Below are 15,297 nucleotides of genomic sequence, written 5' to 3'. Positions count from 1 at the left end.
AAATAGCCCGAATCCAGCCCGGCCCCGGCTGATGTCGGGGCCGGTTCGCTGTGCGCACAGTCACCTTTCTGCCCGACCGAACGGCCTTGCGAGCGCATTGTTCCGCGCCGTACATTCCGTGTGGAATATTAAGCGTGGAGCATGTCGGAGGACGGGGCTAGTGTTCGCCCCGCGGGTCGATGTTCCGGCTCGTGCGACGACCGCGCGAGCGCGATCTGCGGGAGGTGACGGAAATGGCGCAGCAGGCGCGTCCGGTGGTGACGCCACTGGCGATCGCTGTGCTCGCGCTGCTCGAGGAGCAGCCCATGCATCCGTACGAGATGTATCAACTGCTGATCGCGCGCCGCGAGGACGTGCTGATCAAGGTGCGCCCCGGCTCGCTGTATCACACGGTGGCGCGGCTGGCCGAGCAGGAATTGGTGCGATCCGAGGGGGTCAACCGCGAGGGTAACCGCCCCGAGCGCACCACCTACCGGATCACCGAGCACGGCCGTGCGGCGCTGCGCGGCAGGATCACCGAGATCCTGCGCGCGCCCGTGCCGGAGTACCCGATCTTCCCGGTCGCGCTGGCCGAGGCGCACAACCTGCCCAAGGAAGACGTGCTCGCACTGCTGCGTGAGCGGATCGGGCACCTCGAAGCCGAACACGACGAGGTCGCGATGCTGATCGACTGGGCGGGCGAGCGGAAGGTGCCGCGCCGCTACACCATCGTGCTCCCGTATCTGCACGCCATGATCGGCGCCGAGATCGCCTGGGTCACCGGCTTTCTCGGCGAGCTCGAGCACGACGGCCTGAAGTGGGAGGACTTCGACCAGGTCACCGGCACCAGGGCCGCCAAACATCATCACCACCACCCGTGGACCGTCGAGACACACAGCGAGCCACCACCGACGCCGTACGCCCGGCGGCTGACGCGCCACCAGCCCGACGCCGCCGGCCGCGCCGCGCCCGCCGTACTTCCCCCGCCCTCGGGCACATCCGAGATAGGAACTCCGAACCCATGACCACTCAACGCAATCCGTGGCTGGCGCTCACCGCGCTGGTCGTCGGCTTCTTCATGATCCTGCTGGACATGACCATTGTCGCGGTGGCCAACCCGGCCATCATGACCGACCTGCACGCCGACATCTCCAAGGTGATCTGGGTGACCAGCGCCTATCTGCTCGCCTACGCGGTGCCGCTGCTGGTCACCGGCCGGCTCGGAGATCGCTTCGGCCCCAAGAACATCTACCTCATCGGCCTGGCCGTGTTCACCGGCGTGTCGCTGTGGTGCGGCCTGTCCGGCACCATCGGCATGCTGATCGCCGCGCGCGCCGCCCAGGGCATCGGCGCCGCGCTGATGACCCCGCAGACCATGGCCGTGATCACCCGCACCTTCCCGCCGGACAAGCGCGGCGCGGCCATGGGCCTGTGGGGTGCGGTAGCCGGGCTGGCCACGCTGGTCGGCCCGATCCTCGGCGGTGTGCTGGTCGACGGACTGAGCTGGAAGTGGATCTTCTTCGTCAACGTCCCGGTCGGCATCGTCGCCTTCGCGCTGGCCGTCTGGCTGGTGCCCGCGCTGCCGACCAACCGGCACCGGTTCGACATCCCCGGCGTGCTGCTCAGCGGGGTCGGCATGTTCCTGCTGGTGTTCGGCATCCAGGAGGGCAACAGCTACGACTGGTCGCTGCGGATCTGGTTGATCATCGGCGCGGGTGTGCTCGTGCTCGCCGCGTTCCTGGTGAACCAGGCGCGCAACACCGGGGAACCGCTGCTGCCGTTGCAGCTGTTCAAGGAGCGCAACTTCGCGCTGTCCAACGTGGCCATCGCCGCGATGGGGGCCACGGTCACCGCGTTCATGGTGCCGTCGTACTTCTACCTGCAGGCGGTGCGTGAGCTGTCGCCGACGAAGTCTGCCCTGGTGTTCGCGCCGATGGCCATCGTCACCTTCCTCGTCGCGCCGTTCATCGGCAAGATCTCCGACCGCCTGCACCCGCGGCTGCTGCCGACCATCGGTTTCGCGTTGTTCTCGGCGTCGATCTTCTGCTTCTCCGCGCTGATGTCGCCGGACTCGTCCCTCGTGTGGTTCCTGCTGGCGGCCGCGCTGGCCGGCTTCGCGAACTCCTGCATCTGGGGGCCGCTCGCCACCACCGCCACGCACAACCTGCCGGTGCAGCAGGCCGGCGCCGGTGCGGGTGTCTACAACACCACCCGTCAGGTCGGTTCGGTGCTCGGCAGTGCGGCGATCAGCGCCCTCATCGCGTCCCGCATGTCGGCCAACGGCCTCGGCGGCGGCAAGGTCGCCGAAGGCGGTGCGGGCCAAGGCCCCATCCCGGAGTTCGTCAAGGACGCCTTCAGCACCGCCCTGGGCCAGTCCACCCTGCTCCCCGCGGGCATCCTGCTCATCGGCGTCCTCGCCTCCGCCCTCTTCATCCGCCACGGCAAGCCCGCCGCCCCCGGACCGAAGGACAAGCTCACCAAGGCGGAATCCCTGACCGTCTGATCAGCGAAAACCACTGCGCCCCACGAACCTTCGTCCGTGGGGCGCAGTGCTTACTCGGATCGGCGCTGGTTGCAGGTTTTCTTCCTTGGCCCAATCGAATACGGCAGACATGCAGCGCTCCTCCGGGCGGGTGACGGATTCCCGCCGACCCTATCCGGTCGATATATGCGACAGCTTTCGTGGTTTCGATGAGCGATTCAGCCGACCTGGATGGTGACGGAGGGGTAGCCGGTGGCGCCGTCGGGGACTACGTCGGCGCGGTCGGCGGTTTGGACGTCGCCGGGGCCGTCGGTGCTGCGGGCGCGGAGGGTGTGCGGGCCGGGGGTGGCGTCCCAGTCGAAGGTCCATTGGCGCCAGGTGTCGACGGATTGTTCGTCGGCGAGGCGGGCGGGTTGCCAGTTGCCGTTGTCGATCTGGACCTCGACGGCGCGGATACCGCGGTGCTGGGCCCAGGCGACGCCGGCGATGGTGGTGCGGCCCGGCTTGATTCGGCCGCGGCCGCGCGGGGTGTCGATGCGGGTGCCGGTCTTGATCGGGCCGAGGGCGGACCAGCCGCGGCGGGTCCAATAGGCGGTGGCGCGGTCGAAGCGGGTGACCTCCAGTTCGGTCACCCACTTGGTGGCGGAGACGTAACCGTAGAGGCCGGGGACCACGAGCCGGGCGGGGTAGCCGTGCGCGACGGGCAGCGGCTCGCCGTTCATGCCGACCGCGAGCATGGCGTCGCGGCCGTCGGTGAGCACGGACAGCGGGCTGCCCGCGGTGAAGCCGTCGATGCTGCGCGAGAGCACCATGTCCGCGTCGGGGTGCGGACCCGCCTCGGCCAGCAGTTCGTCCAGGCGATAGCCGAGCCAGCGGGCATTGCCGATCAGCTCGCCGCCGACCGGGTTCGACACGCAGGCCAGGGTCACCAGCCGCTCCAGCACCGGACGGTTGGCCAAATCCGCCCAGCTGAGCCGGATTTCGCGATCCACCAGGCCGTGAATGCGCAGCGACCAGTCGTCCTTGGACAGCTGCGGGACGATCAGCGCGGTGTCGATGCGATAGAAGTCGGCGTTCGAGGTGAGGTAGGGCGTCAGCCCCGGCACTCGAAGGTCCGCGCCCGGCGCGATCGGTACCTCGGGCGCGACCGGCTGCGGCAATTCGACCGCCGCCCGCTCGCCCGACACGTCCCGCCGCCGCAGCCCCAGCACCTTGCCACCGACACCGGTGACGACGGCCAGACCGCTCACTATCGCCAGACCTTGCAGCACTCGCCGCCGTTCGGGTGCCGCCACCTCTCGCCCAGCGCTGGCGGAGTCTGAGGTAGCGATTGCCGAGTCGGCGATGCCGCCTGAGGTAGTGGCGGCTCCTGCGTGCGCGGCGCTATCTGCTGGCACGGTCGACTCGACCGGACTGTCGGTGGTTGTCGAGCGCGTGTCCGGCGCTGCCGCCGATTCCGGTGTAGCGCTTTCGGTTTCACCCGCCGGGGGGATGGCAGTCGCAGAGTGCTGTTCCTCGGCACGGTCGGTCGTCTCGACAACCGCGTCGATCCGGCGGGTCAGCACGCGCAGCGCATAGATGCCAACGGCCACACCGACGATCGTCGGCAGCGCTCCGGACAGACCGGTCCGCCCGACCGCGACGATCGTCGCGACCACGCCGAAGATCGCGAGAATCGTCGAACCCGCTGTGCGCGACGTACGTTCGAGCGCCCCGGCGAGCCCGGCGACCACCACCGCGACCACCGCCATGCAGATGTACAGCACGGTCTTGTCGCTCGTCCCGAACGTGGTGATCGCCCATTCGCGCACCCCGTCCGGCGTGTGGTCCACCACGGTCGCGCCGAGGGCATTGAGGGGTGCGCTGTCGGGGCCGAAGAACGCCGCGAGCAGCTCCGCGACGCCGAGCGTCACAGCTGCCGAGACGATCCCGGCCGCCACCCGCGATCGCAGATCGGCCATGAATCCGAGCGTACTGCGGGACAAGGCCCAGGAATGTGACCATTCGATGACGGCACTGATCGGGCGCTGTTCAAGAGCATGGGGAACTGGTGCAGGTGGCCGCTCGCGCGATGCCTACATCAGTTCCCCATGATCTTGTCGACTGCGTCAGGCGGCGAACTCGTCGGCAAGGGTGTTCCAGAACATGAGTTCGTAGCTTTGGAAGAGGCGGGCGTAGAGGTGGGCCTCGTCGCGTTTGAGCCGGCCGGAGTCGAGGCCGGCCTGGATGGCGCGCACCGCCTGCTGCGCGATCTCGGGCACGTCGGTGGCGTAGAAGTCGAAGAACGCGCAGGCCGCGTCGTCGAATCCGTAGTGCTCGCGCATGCCCGCGGCCACGTCGCGGCAGTACCCGCCGAAGGTGGCGAAGTTCGCGTAGATCCCGGCGGCGACCGAGGACGACTCGCCGTTCACCGCCAGCCACGCCACATACGCCGGGTACGCCTGACATCCGGCCCGCGGCAGTTCGGTTCCCGGATCCGCGCCCGCCGCGGCGAAGAGCGCGTCCAGCATCCCCTGCGCCTGCTGCTCACCCGGCGCGAGCATGCCGAAGAACGCGCGGGCCTGCGCGTCCGCCGCCCGCGCCGCCATCTCGTGGAAACTGCGCCAGTCGCTCCCGGTGATCCGCCACTCCTCGGTGGCGATCGCGGCGAACACCGCCCGCGCCGCCTTACCCGTGGCGATCAGTGGAACGAGCCGGTTGTCCGCCTCGCGCGGCGCCAGCTCCGCCTGGATCTCATCGAGCAATTTCTTTGCGCCGTCAGTCATCTCAGCACGCTCCCGATCTTCGACGGTGTCATCCCATTGAAGCGCGAAGCGCGGCGTTATGTCCGTGAAAGCCGAAAAGCGCTGTCTGCGAGGAGGTCTCGCAGACAGCGCGGATCGGGGGCGAACTCAGTTGTAGATCTTGGCCACATCGTCGGCGTGCTGCTTCATCACCACAGCGCGCTTGAGCGACAGCTTCGGGGTGAGCTCCCCGGTCTCCTGCGTCCAGTCTATCGGCAGGATGCGCACCTTCTTGATGCCCTCGGCGTGCGAGACCTTCTTGTTGGTCTCGGCGACCGCGGCATCGACATCCGCGATCAGCTCCGGGTTCTCGATCAGCTTCTCGATCGGGGTGTCCTCGGGCAGGTTGTGGTTCTTCTTCCAGCCCGGCAGCGCCTCCGGATCCAGGGTGATCAGCGCGGCGACGAACGGCTGCCCGTCACCGACCACCATCACCTGGCTGATCAGCGGGTTGGCCCGCAGCGAGTCCTCCAGCAGCGCGGGGGACACGTTCTTGCCGCCCGCGGTGACGATCAGTTCCTTCTTGCGGCCGGTGATGGTGATGAACCCGTCCGCGTCGATGGCACCGAGGTCACCGGTCTTGAACCAGCCGTCCTGGAAGGCCTCCTTGGTGGCTTCCTCGTTGCCCCAGTAGCCGTCGAACACCACCGACCCGCGCAGCAGCAGTTCGCCGTCCTCGGCGATCTTCGCGCCGTGGCCCTCGATCGGCTTGCCCACCGAACCGACCCGGATGTTCTCCGGGGTGTTCACGGTGATCGCCGCGGTGGTCTCGGTGAGCCCGTAGCCCTCGAAGATGGTGACGCCGACACCGCGGAAGAAATGGCCGAGGCGCGCGCCGAGCGGTCCGCCGCCGGAGACCGCGGCCTCGCACTGGCCGCCGAGCGCGGTGCGCAGCTTGCTGTAGACCAGCTTGTCGAACAGCGCGTGCTTGAGCTTGAGCACCAGCCCGGGCCCGCCGTTGTCCAGCGACTCGCTCCACGCGATGGCGGTTTCCGCGGCCGCGTCGAAGATCTTGCCCTTGCCGCCGTCGTGCGCCTTCTGCTTCGCGCTGTTGAACACCTTCTCGAACACCCGCGGCACCGAGAGGATGAAGTGCGGCTTGTAGCTGCCGAACTGGTCGACCAGGGTGGACCAGTCGGAGGTGTGCGCGACGGTCACCTTGGCGTCGAACGCGACCAGCGCGACCGCGCGGGCGAACACGTGCGCCAGCGGCAGGAACATCAGCGTCTTCTTTCCCGGCCGGATGAACGTGCCGAGCGCGATCCCGTCCGAGCGGGACTCGGCGTACAGGTTGGCGTGCGAGAGCATGACGCCCTTGGGCCGCCCGGTGGTGCCGGAGGTGTAGATCAGGGTGGCGGGCGAGGCCGCGTTGACCTGCTTGCGCCGATCGTGCACGGCCTGGTCGTCCAGGTCCTTGCCGCGGGCGGTCAGCTCGTCGACCACGCCCTTGTCGATCTGCAGCGTCTCCTTCAGCTCGGTCAGCGCCGTGGGTTCGATCTCATCGATGATCGCGCGGTGCTTGTCGCTGTCGACGAACAGCAGCTTGGTCGCCGAGTCCTGGAGGATCCACTTGGCCTGCTCGGCGGCCGAGCTGTCGTAGATGGCGACGGTGCAGCCGCCGACCGCCCAGATGGCGAAGTCGAGCACGGCCCACTCGTATCGGGTGGGGGCCATGATGGCGACCCGGTCGCCCAGTTCGATGCCCGAGGCGATCAGTCCCTTGGCCACGCCGGTGACGGTCTTCGCGAACTGCGCGGCCGTCACGTCCTGCCAGCCGCCGCTGCCGTTGGGCACGTTGAACAGCACCGCGTCCGGCGACTGTTCGGCATGCCGGAAGACGTTGTCGGAATTGTTCGCGTCTTCCGGAATGGTGTAGGAAGCCGGGACTTCGAACTCTCGCATCAGTGCCCTTCCACGTGGGTTTACTCGCCAGTAATCTACGACACCTTGGTCAGGGCCGTGAGGTCGACCACCAGAACCGGATCCGTGCGTAACCGCCGAGTACGGACCCGTGTCGTAGTTATCCTAAGTCCCGCAATTCGGCCGGCTGAATCGCTTCCCGCAGGAACGCCGCCAGTTCGCTCAGCGCCGCCGCGGCCGGGGCGACCAGCGCGGCTTGCAGTTGCGCGACGTGCCACAGGCCCTTGCTCTCGGTGAACCGGACCGGCACGCCCGCATTGCGCAGCGCCGCGACCAGATCGCCGCACTGCCCGTGCAGCAGCTCGTCCACATCGACCTGCACATAGGTCGGCGGCAGGCCGACCAATTCGCCGGTGAGCGGCGCGTAACCAGGATCACTGGAATCCCCGCCGCCGAGGTAGGCGGCGGCGCAGGCGCGCGACCACCGGCGGTTGATCACCAGGTCGCTGTCGCGCTCGGGAATCTGGTTCGGGTCGGCCCACGGCGCGATCAGGCCGAGCGCGGCGGGCGTGTACCCGTGCCGGGCGATCAGCCGCTGCGCGGTAGCCAGCGAAAGCCCGCCGCCCGCGGAATCGCCGGACAGGGCGATCCGGCCCGGCAGGTAGCCCGAGTCTTGCACCAGCTCGAGGAACGCCGCCTCGGCGTCGTCGAGCGCGGCCGGGAACGGGTGCTCCGGGGCCAGCCGGTAGTCGAGAACGTAGACGGTCGAACCGGTCTGGTGCGCCAGCCGCGCGGCCAGCGACCGGTGCGTGGCCGGCGAGCCGACCGCGTAACCGCCGCCGTGCAGATAGAGCACCGCGCCGCTGGGCGCCGCGGTGGCGGTGACCTTCTCGGCGGGCCTGCCGCCGAGCCGGATCCGATCGATGGTGGTGCCCGCGGGCACCAGTTGCGCTGCCGAGCCGACTTCGAGCAGCAGGCGCTGCATCCGCCACGGCGCCCGCTGGTTCAGCGTGGCGCGGAAGATCGGACGCAGCACCGCTCGTGCGACGGGCAGCGGAAGATTGATGTCCCGCATAGTCTTTCGAACTCGAATCAGGGTAGGAACGGGCGGTTGACGACGGCGGCGATGCGCTGGTAGCCGGAGGCGGTGACGCGGACGAACACGTCGAGCAGCTTGGCCTCCCAGCCGATCAGCACCCGGCCGTGGCCCTTGCGCACGCCCTCGGTGATGGTCTGCGCGGCCATCTCCGGGGTGTGCATGGCCAGCTTCGCGTCGAACATCGAGGCCGCCTTCGCGCCGTCGATGCCCTCGGCCCAGGTGGCGTTGCGGGCGACCGCGGTCTTGATGCCGCCGGGATGCACACAGGTGACCTTGACCTTGTGCTTGCCGACCAGCATCTCCTGGCGCAGCGACTCGGTGAACCCGCGCACCGCGAATTTGGCCGCGTTGTAAGCACTTTGGCCGGGGACCGCGATCAGGCCGAACAGGCTGGACACGTTGACCACGTGCCCGTCGCCGGACTCGATCAGGAACGGCAGGAACGCCTTGGTGCCGTTGACCACGCCCCAGAAGTCGACGTCCATGATCCGCTCGATGTCCTTGAACTCGGACTTGATCACGTCACCGTGGTAGGCGATGCCCGCGTTGTTGTAGATCTGGTGCACCTTGCCGAAATGGGCCTTCACCGCGTCCGCGTAGAGCAGCACGGCCTCGCGCTCGGCGACATTGATCCGATCGGATTTGACCTCGGCGCCGAGCGCTTCGCAGCGGCGCACGGTCTCGGCCAGGCCCTCGGTGTCGATATCGGACAGCGCGAGCTTCGCGCCGCGCTTGGCCAGGTTCTCCGCGAGCGCGCGACCGATGCCGGAACCGGCTCCCGTGATCACACAGACTTTGTTTTCGAAGTAAGCGTCTTTGCTCACTGGGGTGCCCCTACTTTCAGGTCGGCCTCGGACTGGATGGTGGTCTGGTAGGCGTCCACGTCGAACGACCGGGTGAGCCTACGGAATTCGAAGGTGAAATCGGGCCACAGCGTGGTGTTGTTGCCGTGCTTGTCCAGGTACCAGCTGGCGCAGCCGCCGTTGAGCCAGACGCTCTTGCTCAGCTTGCGCTGCAGGTCCTTGTTGAACTCGTCCTGCACGTCGCGGCGCACCTCGACCGTTTGCAGGCCGAGCTTGTCGACCGCGGCGAGCGCGTCGGCGACGTAGTTCAGCTGCGATTCGATCATGTACACCATCGAGGTGTGGCCGAGGCCGACATTCGGGCCGAGCAGGAAGAACATGTTGGGGAAGTTGGCGATGGTCGCGCCTTTGTAGGCCTGCTGACCGATCTCGTCGAAGACCTCGCTCAGCGTGCGGCCGTCGCGACCGGCGATGGTCTCGTAGGTCGGCGAGTCGGTGACGTGGAAGCCGGTCGCCACGATGAGCGCGTCGATCTCGCGTTCGGTGCCGTCCTGGGTGACGATCGAGTTCGCCCGTACCTCGGCGATGCCGTCGGTGACCACGTCCACGTTGTCCCTGCTGATCGCGGGGTAGTAGTTGTTCGAGATCAGCATGCGCTTGCAGCCGATGCGGAAGTTCGGCGTGACCTTGGCGCGCAGCTCGGGATCGCGCACCTCGGCGCGCAGCTTCGCCTTGGCGATCAGCTCGAACGCGCCCATCAGCGCCGGGACCTTGGCCAGGCCGACCACCTGGGTCTCGCGCGCGGCGTAGATGGCCGCGCGGGATAGGCGCTGGAAGCCGGGCACGTGCTTGAACGCGAGCCGTTCGAGCTTGGTGTACGGGCGATCCAGGCGGGGGAGCAGCCAGGGTGCGGTGCGCTGGTAGACGTCGAGGTGGGCGACCTTGTCCGCGATCGCGGGCACGATCTGGATGGACGAGGCGCCGGTGCCGATGATCGCGACCCGCTTGCCGGTCAGGTCCGCGTCGTGGTTCCAGCGCGCGGAGTGGAAGGTCTCGCCCTGGAAGTCGTTGATGCCCTTGATATCCGGCAGCGCGGGCTCGCACAGCGCGCCGACCGCGGAGACCACGGTCTCGGCGACGAAGCTGCCCTGGGTCGACTCGACCTCCCAGCGGGAGGTGTCGTTGTTCCAGCGGGCGCCGGTCACGTCGCAGTCGAAGATGTGCTTGTCGTAGACCTGGTATTTCTTCGCCACGCCCTGGATGTACTTCTGGATCTCGCCCTGCCGGGAGAACGAGCGCGACCAGTCCGGGTTGAGCGCGAACGAATACGAGTACAGGTGCGAGGGGACGTCGCAGGCCGCGCCGGGGTAGGTGTTGTCACGCCAGGTGCCGCCGACATCGCCGCCGCGCTCGAGCACCAGGAAGTCGTCGCGACCCTGCTGGCTGAGCCGGATGGCTAGACCGAGGCCGGAGAACCCGCTGCCGATGATGATCGTCTTGACGCGGCGGACTGGCCGGTCGCCGACAGCTTTGTCTGTAACCTTGCGACTCATGTATCCGAGCGTAGAGGCTTATTGAGCATCAGTCAACAGTATTGAATCACGTTCAGTAGGATGTCGGTGTGAGTATCCGTCGTTCCGGTCCGGGAGAGTCCAAGCGTGTCCGGCTCAGCCCGGACGAACGCCGCCTGCAACTGATCACCCTCGGGGCCGAGATGCTCGCCGAGCGGGCGCTGCAGGACATCTCCGTCGAGGACATCGCCAGGGAGGCGGGCATCTCCCGCGGGCTGCTGTTCCACTACTTCGCCTCGGTCGGCGAGTTCCACGAGGCGATCGCGCGGCACGTCAGCGCCGAGTTCCTCGCCGCGACCGCGCCGGATCGCAGCCTCGGACTGTTCGACATGCTGCGCGACTCGGTCGAGCGCTACGTCGACTACGTCGAGGACAATCGCGCGGCTTATCACGCTATTTTGCGCGGACCGTCCAGCTACAACCCCGGCATGGTCACCTATGTCAACGAATCACGCAGTGCCATAGCCGAACTCGTGCTCACCGAGGTGCCGATCCCGCCGGACGACCCCGATCGCCCTCGACTCTCGCTCGCTGTTCGCGGGTGGATCGCCTTCGTGGAGGAAACGATTCTCACCTGGATGAGCGAAAAGCCCATTCCCCGGGAGCAGCTCGTCGAGTTGATCGTCGAATCGCTACCGGCGCTCGCCCTCAGTCCCGCGTTGGCGGAGGCTTTGCGCGGCTGAGGGTTTCGGGTCCGCGGTCGGGAACGCGGCGGTTATGGCAGGCGGCCGGTCGCGGAAAGGATTGGTCTGAAAGCCCTGCATTCCCCGAGTATCCGCTCCTCGGCCGCACCCGGTCATGCCATTTTCACCTGACGAAAAAAGCCCGCCCGCATCGGTTTTCGATGCGGACGGGCTCTTGCTGACCGGTGAATTGCCCCGGTCAGGTGGTTATCAGGGCAGAACCTGCGGGATGATCTGCGGGGCGACCGCGCCCAGGATCGCGCCGATCACCGCGGCGAACACGACGTAGCTGATGCCGCTGGCGATGATGCAGGCGAAGTAGCCGACGATGAAGACCAGGATGGCGGGGATGCACAGGACGGCGGCGACGCCGAGGCCCGTCATGGCACCGGCCGCGAGGCCGTTGGCCACCGGGTCATGGTTCTGTGCGTCCGGGTTGGTCGCGATGGGCTTCAGTTCGCCGGCGGCGACGTTCTTCAGTTCACCGGCGATTTCCGGGGTCACCTGCGGGGTGACGACCAGGGTCTTCCCGTCCTGGGAAATCTGCGGGGCCAGCGCGATCGTGTTGCCCGCGGCCGACTTCATCGACATCGGGAACTCGGTGACCTTCGCACCGGTGGCGGATTCCACCTGGACCGCCGACGAATCCGCGGTCAGGGTGAACTTGCCGCTGTTCAGCACGGTGGAGACGGACTTCAGGTCCGGCGACGTGGTGGTCTTGTATTCGACGCCCTGCTCGGCACCCGAGGCCACCAGGCTGTCGGCCCACCGGGCCTGCTGGTCCGCGAGTTCGGTCGCCGACGCGGTGCCCGCGTTGGCGAGGGTTGCCACTACCGCGAAGGGCAGAACGACCGTGAGGATGTTGCGGCCCGCGCGCATGACAGTCTTTTGGAACATTTAGGCTTTCTCTCCCGCCCCCGATCGCTTTGGAACGCCTTGTCCCCCAGACGAATCGAAGCGTTGATATTGATCGACAGGGATATTCATATCCGACGATCCGCCTGAACCAGAACTAATGTGACGAGCGCCACATTGATTCACCGAAATGCCCCCACTTCTCGGGGGCTTCCGACGCCGCCAATGGTTGCTTCCATCTGGTGATGTCACCATGTAGACACAGAAGTGAGGATTTCATATCGAGGCGAGCAGGTGCCCCGTGTAGCGCCCTACCGCAAGAACTTTCGTCCAACCCCACCCGACGACCCGAGGTCGCCGCCAACCTCACTCAATCGTTGATATCACCCGAATCGTAATCAATGTTCAGATCATCCGGGCGAGACGGCCACGGCGGTGCCGTAATTCGAGTGCCCGTCCACGGATCAACCTGGATAACAGGATGTTTCGTCTGCTCGACCAGGCCCGGCCGACGCCACAGCAGATCCTCGCCGGAGTAGACCGCAAAGGATCACATGCCGGTCGGGAAAGCCCCGGTAAAAACGCGGCGACAACTCTGTCCCGTACCCGGCAACGATCCGAAACCCCGAATCCATCGAGAGCTCGAATTCATCCGCGCCCCAATCGATACGCGCACCCCGACTGCTCAGCAACGGCCACAGCAGCCACCGATCCTCGTATTCGATGATCTCTCGATTCATCCACCCCGCCCGTCGTTGAATCTCGCCTGCGTAGCTCAACCGTGCCCCAGGTCAGGCCATCGCTTTCGTGGCCAACGCGAGGTATGAACCCTCTTGACCTGGATCGAAAACCCTGTCGTCGTACAATGCGATGTCGGATACGCCAGTGGATACGATTTCATTCGACGGCCACTTCATCTTGACCAGCGATGCTGCGCCCGTATCGATCAAGTGGGCGGTTATCTGCCGGGCCAGCCGCTTGGCGTCGTCATCGTTCACGTCGAACTCGGAACCCCGCAGCAGCCATAGGAGCTCATAGATCCCGAGGTTGTCTTGGGCCAGATGATCTTCAGCTTCTTGAAGTAACCACCGTGCAGCCGCTGAGTCGTCCACTATTTTCCTTCCAGCGTCGGGTTGCCTTGCAGCGGAATCTTAGTCGTCTTGCCGTTCTGGGACACTTCCGCATACGGGCCATGAGTCAGTGGATCTGGTCGGTTTCCCTCGGTGTAGCCGGGCATAATTCGTATCTGTCTGCCGAAGTTTTCGGGATCGCGATACACAGTTCCGTCACCGCTCTTGCTCGGCGACTCCACCCACTTGTGCGGGATCCCCTGGGCGACTTCCTCCTGGCTTTTCCCTGCGAGCGTTTGTGGATCGAATCCCTTGGGATCTCGAACATTCGGAAGCTCGTGACTGCGGTCTTCTTCCGCATCCTCGCCCGAATCACCGCTTGGGTCTGCATCGTTATCGATCAGCACGCGCATGGCGATGATGGTGGCTAGGGAGGTGAGGGTGGTGGTCAGGTCGGGGACTTTGTCGAAGGATTTGACCAGGCCTACGGCTCCGGCGGCGGCGGTGGCCAGGCCGACTGCTTTGAGGAGGTTGCTGCCCTGGTAGACGGTGCGGATTGTGTTGACGGTGTTGGTGGCGATGACGCCGACGCCGCCTGCTCCGGCGGCCGCGCTGCCGCCGAAGGTGAAGAAGGCGGCGGCTGCGGCGGCGACCACGGTGAGGCCGATTGCCCATTCGGCCTTGGTGATCGAGGATTCGAAGTTGGCGCGCACATCTACGGTGCCGGTGTGGTATTCAGCGACGGGGCCGGCCAGGTTCTGGGCCGCGGCGGCGACCTGGGTCGCGCCGTTGCGCAGAGTTTCGAGGTGGCTGAGGAGGGGCGGCAGATTCGTTTTGTCATCGATGGTGTCGAACAGGCCGATGATGGTGGTGAGCTGGGAGGCCGCTCCGGTGACCGCTTCGTGGTTGGCGAAAGTGGTCCAGGTGGACGATGCTTTGGCGAGCTTTGCGATATCGCCATTGGGCAACTTGCCGAACTGCTCGATGATTTTGGCGATCAGCACGTCGAACAGTTCCTGAACACCGCCGTGGTGTTCGATGCCGATCCCGTTGTTACGCACCGAGGTCGGAATGGTGACCTGGTATTTCGACACCTCGTGCACAACGGGCAGATCAGGCAGTGGATTGCTCTTGTTGCTCTTGCCGTAGTTGTATCCGGCTGCGTAAAGCACATAACCGAAATTGGTGAGGGCGTCCGCCAGGTCTGTGCACGACTGCATCGTGTCGCGCGCGGCGGTGTCGTACTTTTCGCCCCACTCCTTGCAACCGGGCGCGTCCCCGGCCATGCCCGCGCATTCACCTTTGACGGCGTCGTGCACCGGTTTGTCCGCGCGACGGAGATCGGCGGCGAGGTCGTGGCATTTCTTGGCGGCCTCGTAGTAGATCTGCCAGTCGATGCGCACGGCTCAACCTCCTTGCAGCATCTTGCTGTTGAGGTCGATCGCTCGGGTGTAGCGTCCGTGCGCCTGTTTCGCGGCGTCGCTCATCTCGCGCACGCCCTCCACGAATTCGCGTGCACCAGTGGCCCATTGGCGGTGGGCGTCGGCGTAGGCCTGGGCGGCAATGCTTTCCCAGCCGGTGTTGTGCAGGGCGGCGACTCGGTCGTCGATTTCGTCGAGGTGATCGGCGACGAAGCCGGCCAATCCGGAAAGGCGGGCGACGATCTGGTCGAGATGTGCCAGGTCGACCGAGAATTCCGAGCTCATGGCAGATCCAGGGTGGAGGTGCTCAACGCCGCGGCATTGTCGGCATCGCGGGTTCGGTACGTGTCGGCGGTGACGCCGAGTTTCTCCGCCATGCCGGTGAGGGCGGACATGATCTGCACGCCGCCGTCGTGGACGTCGGTCCACCCGTTGGCGAACTCGGTGGCCGAGTCGCCGGTCCAGCTTCCGTCGATCAGCGCGTCGACGTCTTTCGCGGCGGAATCCAAGGCCGAACGCAGGGCCTCGGCCAGCTCGTAGACGTACTTCCCGACGTCACGAACCTGCTCGGGAACGACCGAAACCTGCTGGCCGGGTGTTACCGGCGTACCCCCGTCGCTCATGGTGGCGAAGTTTACTGACCGCGCCGATCAGTGTCGATGCCGGAAAATGCCGGACGCCGGGCCTGCTC

General features: G+C 66.5%; 14 protein-coding genes. 3 read left to right on the top strand and 11 right to left on the bottom strand.

Annotated elements, in window-relative coordinates:
* The first annotated feature begins 191 nt into the window (after window positions 1-191).
* Window positions 192-1,004, top strand: a complete 813-nt coding sequence (locus ACFQ9K_RS25460) for a PadR family transcriptional regulator (RefSeq protein ID WP_378716654.1) — start codon at window positions 192-194, stop codon at window positions 1,002-1,004.
* Window positions 1,001-2,482 carry a DHA2 family efflux MFS transporter permease subunit gene (locus ACFQ9K_RS25455; protein WP_378716656.1) on the top strand — a complete coding sequence of 494 codons (1,482 nt, stop codon included), beginning with the start codon at window positions 1,001-1,003 and terminating at the stop codon, window positions 2,480-2,482. The genes ACFQ9K_RS25460 and ACFQ9K_RS25455 overlap by 4 nt, the downstream gene beginning before the upstream one ends.
* A gap of 197 nt (window positions 2,483-2,679) precedes the next feature.
* Here the strand turns inward: ACFQ9K_RS25455 and ACFQ9K_RS25450 are convergent, their stop codons facing one another.
* The 6 genes from ACFQ9K_RS25450 to ACFQ9K_RS25425 form a co-directional block, all read right to left on the bottom strand.
* Entirely contained in the window at window positions 2,680-4,422 is a 1,743-nt protein-coding gene (locus ACFQ9K_RS25450) for a molybdopterin-dependent oxidoreductase (RefSeq protein WP_378716658.1), read from the bottom strand.
* Window positions 4,423-4,569: 147 nt separating this feature from the next.
* The gene (locus tag ACFQ9K_RS25445) at window positions 4,570-5,226 is read right to left on the bottom strand and encodes a hypothetical protein (protein ID WP_378716659.1); all 657 of its coding nucleotides are present in this window, start codon (window positions 5,224-5,226) and stop codon (window positions 4,570-4,572) included.
* Between the two features lie 126 nt (window positions 5,227-5,352).
* The gene (locus ACFQ9K_RS25440) at window positions 5,353-7,146 is read right to left on the bottom strand and encodes an AMP-dependent synthetase/ligase (protein ID WP_378716661.1); all 1,794 of its coding nucleotides are present in this window, start codon (window positions 7,144-7,146) and stop codon (window positions 5,353-5,355) included.
* 118 nt (window positions 7,147-7,264) lie between these two features.
* Entirely contained in the window at window positions 7,265-8,179 is a 915-nt protein-coding gene (locus tag ACFQ9K_RS25435) for an alpha/beta hydrolase (protein ID WP_378716662.1), read from the bottom strand.
* Window positions 8,180-8,196: 17 nt separating this feature from the next.
* Window positions 8,197-9,027, bottom strand: a complete 831-nt coding sequence (locus tag ACFQ9K_RS25430; protein WP_378716663.1) for an SDR family NAD(P)-dependent oxidoreductase — start codon at window positions 9,025-9,027, stop codon at window positions 8,197-8,199.
* Window positions 9,024-10,559 carry a flavin-containing monooxygenase gene (locus ACFQ9K_RS25425; protein ID WP_378716665.1) on the bottom strand — a complete coding sequence of 512 codons (1,536 nt, stop codon included), beginning with the start codon at window positions 10,557-10,559 and terminating at the stop codon, window positions 9,024-9,026. Before ACFQ9K_RS25425 ends, ACFQ9K_RS25430 begins: the two co-directional genes overlap by 4 nt.
* 74 nt (window positions 10,560-10,633) lie before the next feature.
* Between ACFQ9K_RS25425 and ACFQ9K_RS25420 the strand changes: the two genes are divergently transcribed.
* The gene (locus tag ACFQ9K_RS25420; RefSeq protein ID WP_378716682.1) at window positions 10,634-11,260 is read left to right on the top strand and encodes a TetR/AcrR family transcriptional regulator; all 627 of its coding nucleotides are present in this window, start codon (window positions 10,634-10,636) and stop codon (window positions 11,258-11,260) included.
* 210 nt (window positions 11,261-11,470) lie between these two features.
* Here ACFQ9K_RS25420 and ACFQ9K_RS25415 read toward each other — a convergent pair whose 3' ends face one another.
* The 5 genes from ACFQ9K_RS25415 to ACFQ9K_RS25395 form a co-directional block, all read right to left on the bottom strand.
* Complete coding sequence (locus ACFQ9K_RS25415) at window positions 11,471-12,157, bottom strand: hypothetical protein (RefSeq protein ID WP_378716666.1); 687 nt, start codon at window positions 12,155-12,157, stop codon at window positions 11,471-11,473.
* A 749-nt stretch (window positions 12,158-12,906) separates the two neighbouring features.
* Entirely contained in the window at window positions 12,907-13,227 is a 321-nt protein-coding gene (locus ACFQ9K_RS25410; RefSeq protein ID WP_378716668.1) for a hypothetical protein, read from the bottom strand.
* Entirely contained in the window at window positions 13,227-14,588 is a 1,362-nt protein-coding gene (locus tag ACFQ9K_RS25405; protein ID WP_378716669.1) for a hypothetical protein, read from the bottom strand. Before ACFQ9K_RS25405 ends, ACFQ9K_RS25410 begins: the two co-directional genes overlap by 1 nt.
* Window positions 14,589-14,591: 3 nt before the next feature.
* Window positions 14,592-14,891 (bottom strand): WXG100 family type VII secretion target, encoded by a 300-nt coding sequence (locus ACFQ9K_RS25400; protein WP_378716671.1) that lies wholly within the window; start codon window positions 14,889-14,891, stop codon window positions 14,592-14,594.
* Window positions 14,888-15,229, bottom strand: coding sequence for a WXG100 family type VII secretion target (locus ACFQ9K_RS25395; protein ID WP_378716673.1), 342 nt, complete (start codon window positions 15,227-15,229; stop codon window positions 14,888-14,890). Before ACFQ9K_RS25395 ends, ACFQ9K_RS25400 begins: the two co-directional genes overlap by 4 nt.
* Window positions 15,230-15,297: the final 68 nt, after the last annotated feature.

The organism is Nocardia sp. NPDC056564 (genome assembly GCF_042793755.1).
Lineage (GTDB): Bacteria > Actinomycetota > Actinomycetes > Mycobacteriales > Mycobacteriaceae > Nocardia.
Note: the sequence above shows the minus strand (reverse complement) of the source record. Positions and strands in the feature narration are given on the sequence as shown.

Bases quoted from the DNA above. Each gene is read 5' to 3' on its own strand.
- ACFQ9K_RS25455 (WP_378716656.1), top strand. From the start codon at position 1,001: ATGACCACTCAACGCAATCCGTGGCTGGCGCTCACCGCGCTGGTCGTC.
- ACFQ9K_RS25450 (WP_378716658.1), bottom strand. From the start codon at position 4,422: ATGGCCGATCTGCGATCGCGGGTGGCGGCCGGGATCGTCTCGGCAGCT.
- ACFQ9K_RS25445 (WP_378716659.1), bottom strand. From the start codon at position 5,226: ATGACTGACGGCGCAAAGAAATTGCTCGATGAGATCCAGGCGGAGCTG.
- ACFQ9K_RS25440 (WP_378716661.1), bottom strand. From the start codon at position 7,146: ATGCGAGAGTTCGAAGTCCCGGCTTCCTACACCATTCCGGAAGACGCG.
- ACFQ9K_RS25435 (WP_378716662.1), bottom strand. From the start codon at position 8,179: ATGCGGGACATCAATCTTCCGCTGCCCGTCGCACGAGCGGTGCTGCGT.
- ACFQ9K_RS25425 (WP_378716665.1), bottom strand. From the start codon at position 10,559: ATGAGTCGCAAGGTTACAGACAAAGCTGTCGGCGACCGGCCAGTCCGC.
- ACFQ9K_RS25415 (WP_378716666.1), bottom strand. From the start codon at position 12,157: ATGTTCCAAAAGACTGTCATGCGCGCGGGCCGCAACATCCTCACGGTC.
- ACFQ9K_RS25400 (WP_378716671.1), bottom strand. From the start codon at position 14,891: ATGAGCTCGGAATTCTCGGTCGACCTGGCACATCTCGACCAGATCGTC.
- ACFQ9K_RS25395 (WP_378716673.1), bottom strand. From the start codon at position 15,229: ATGAGCGACGGGGGTACGCCGGTAACACCCGGCCAGCAGGTTTCGGTC.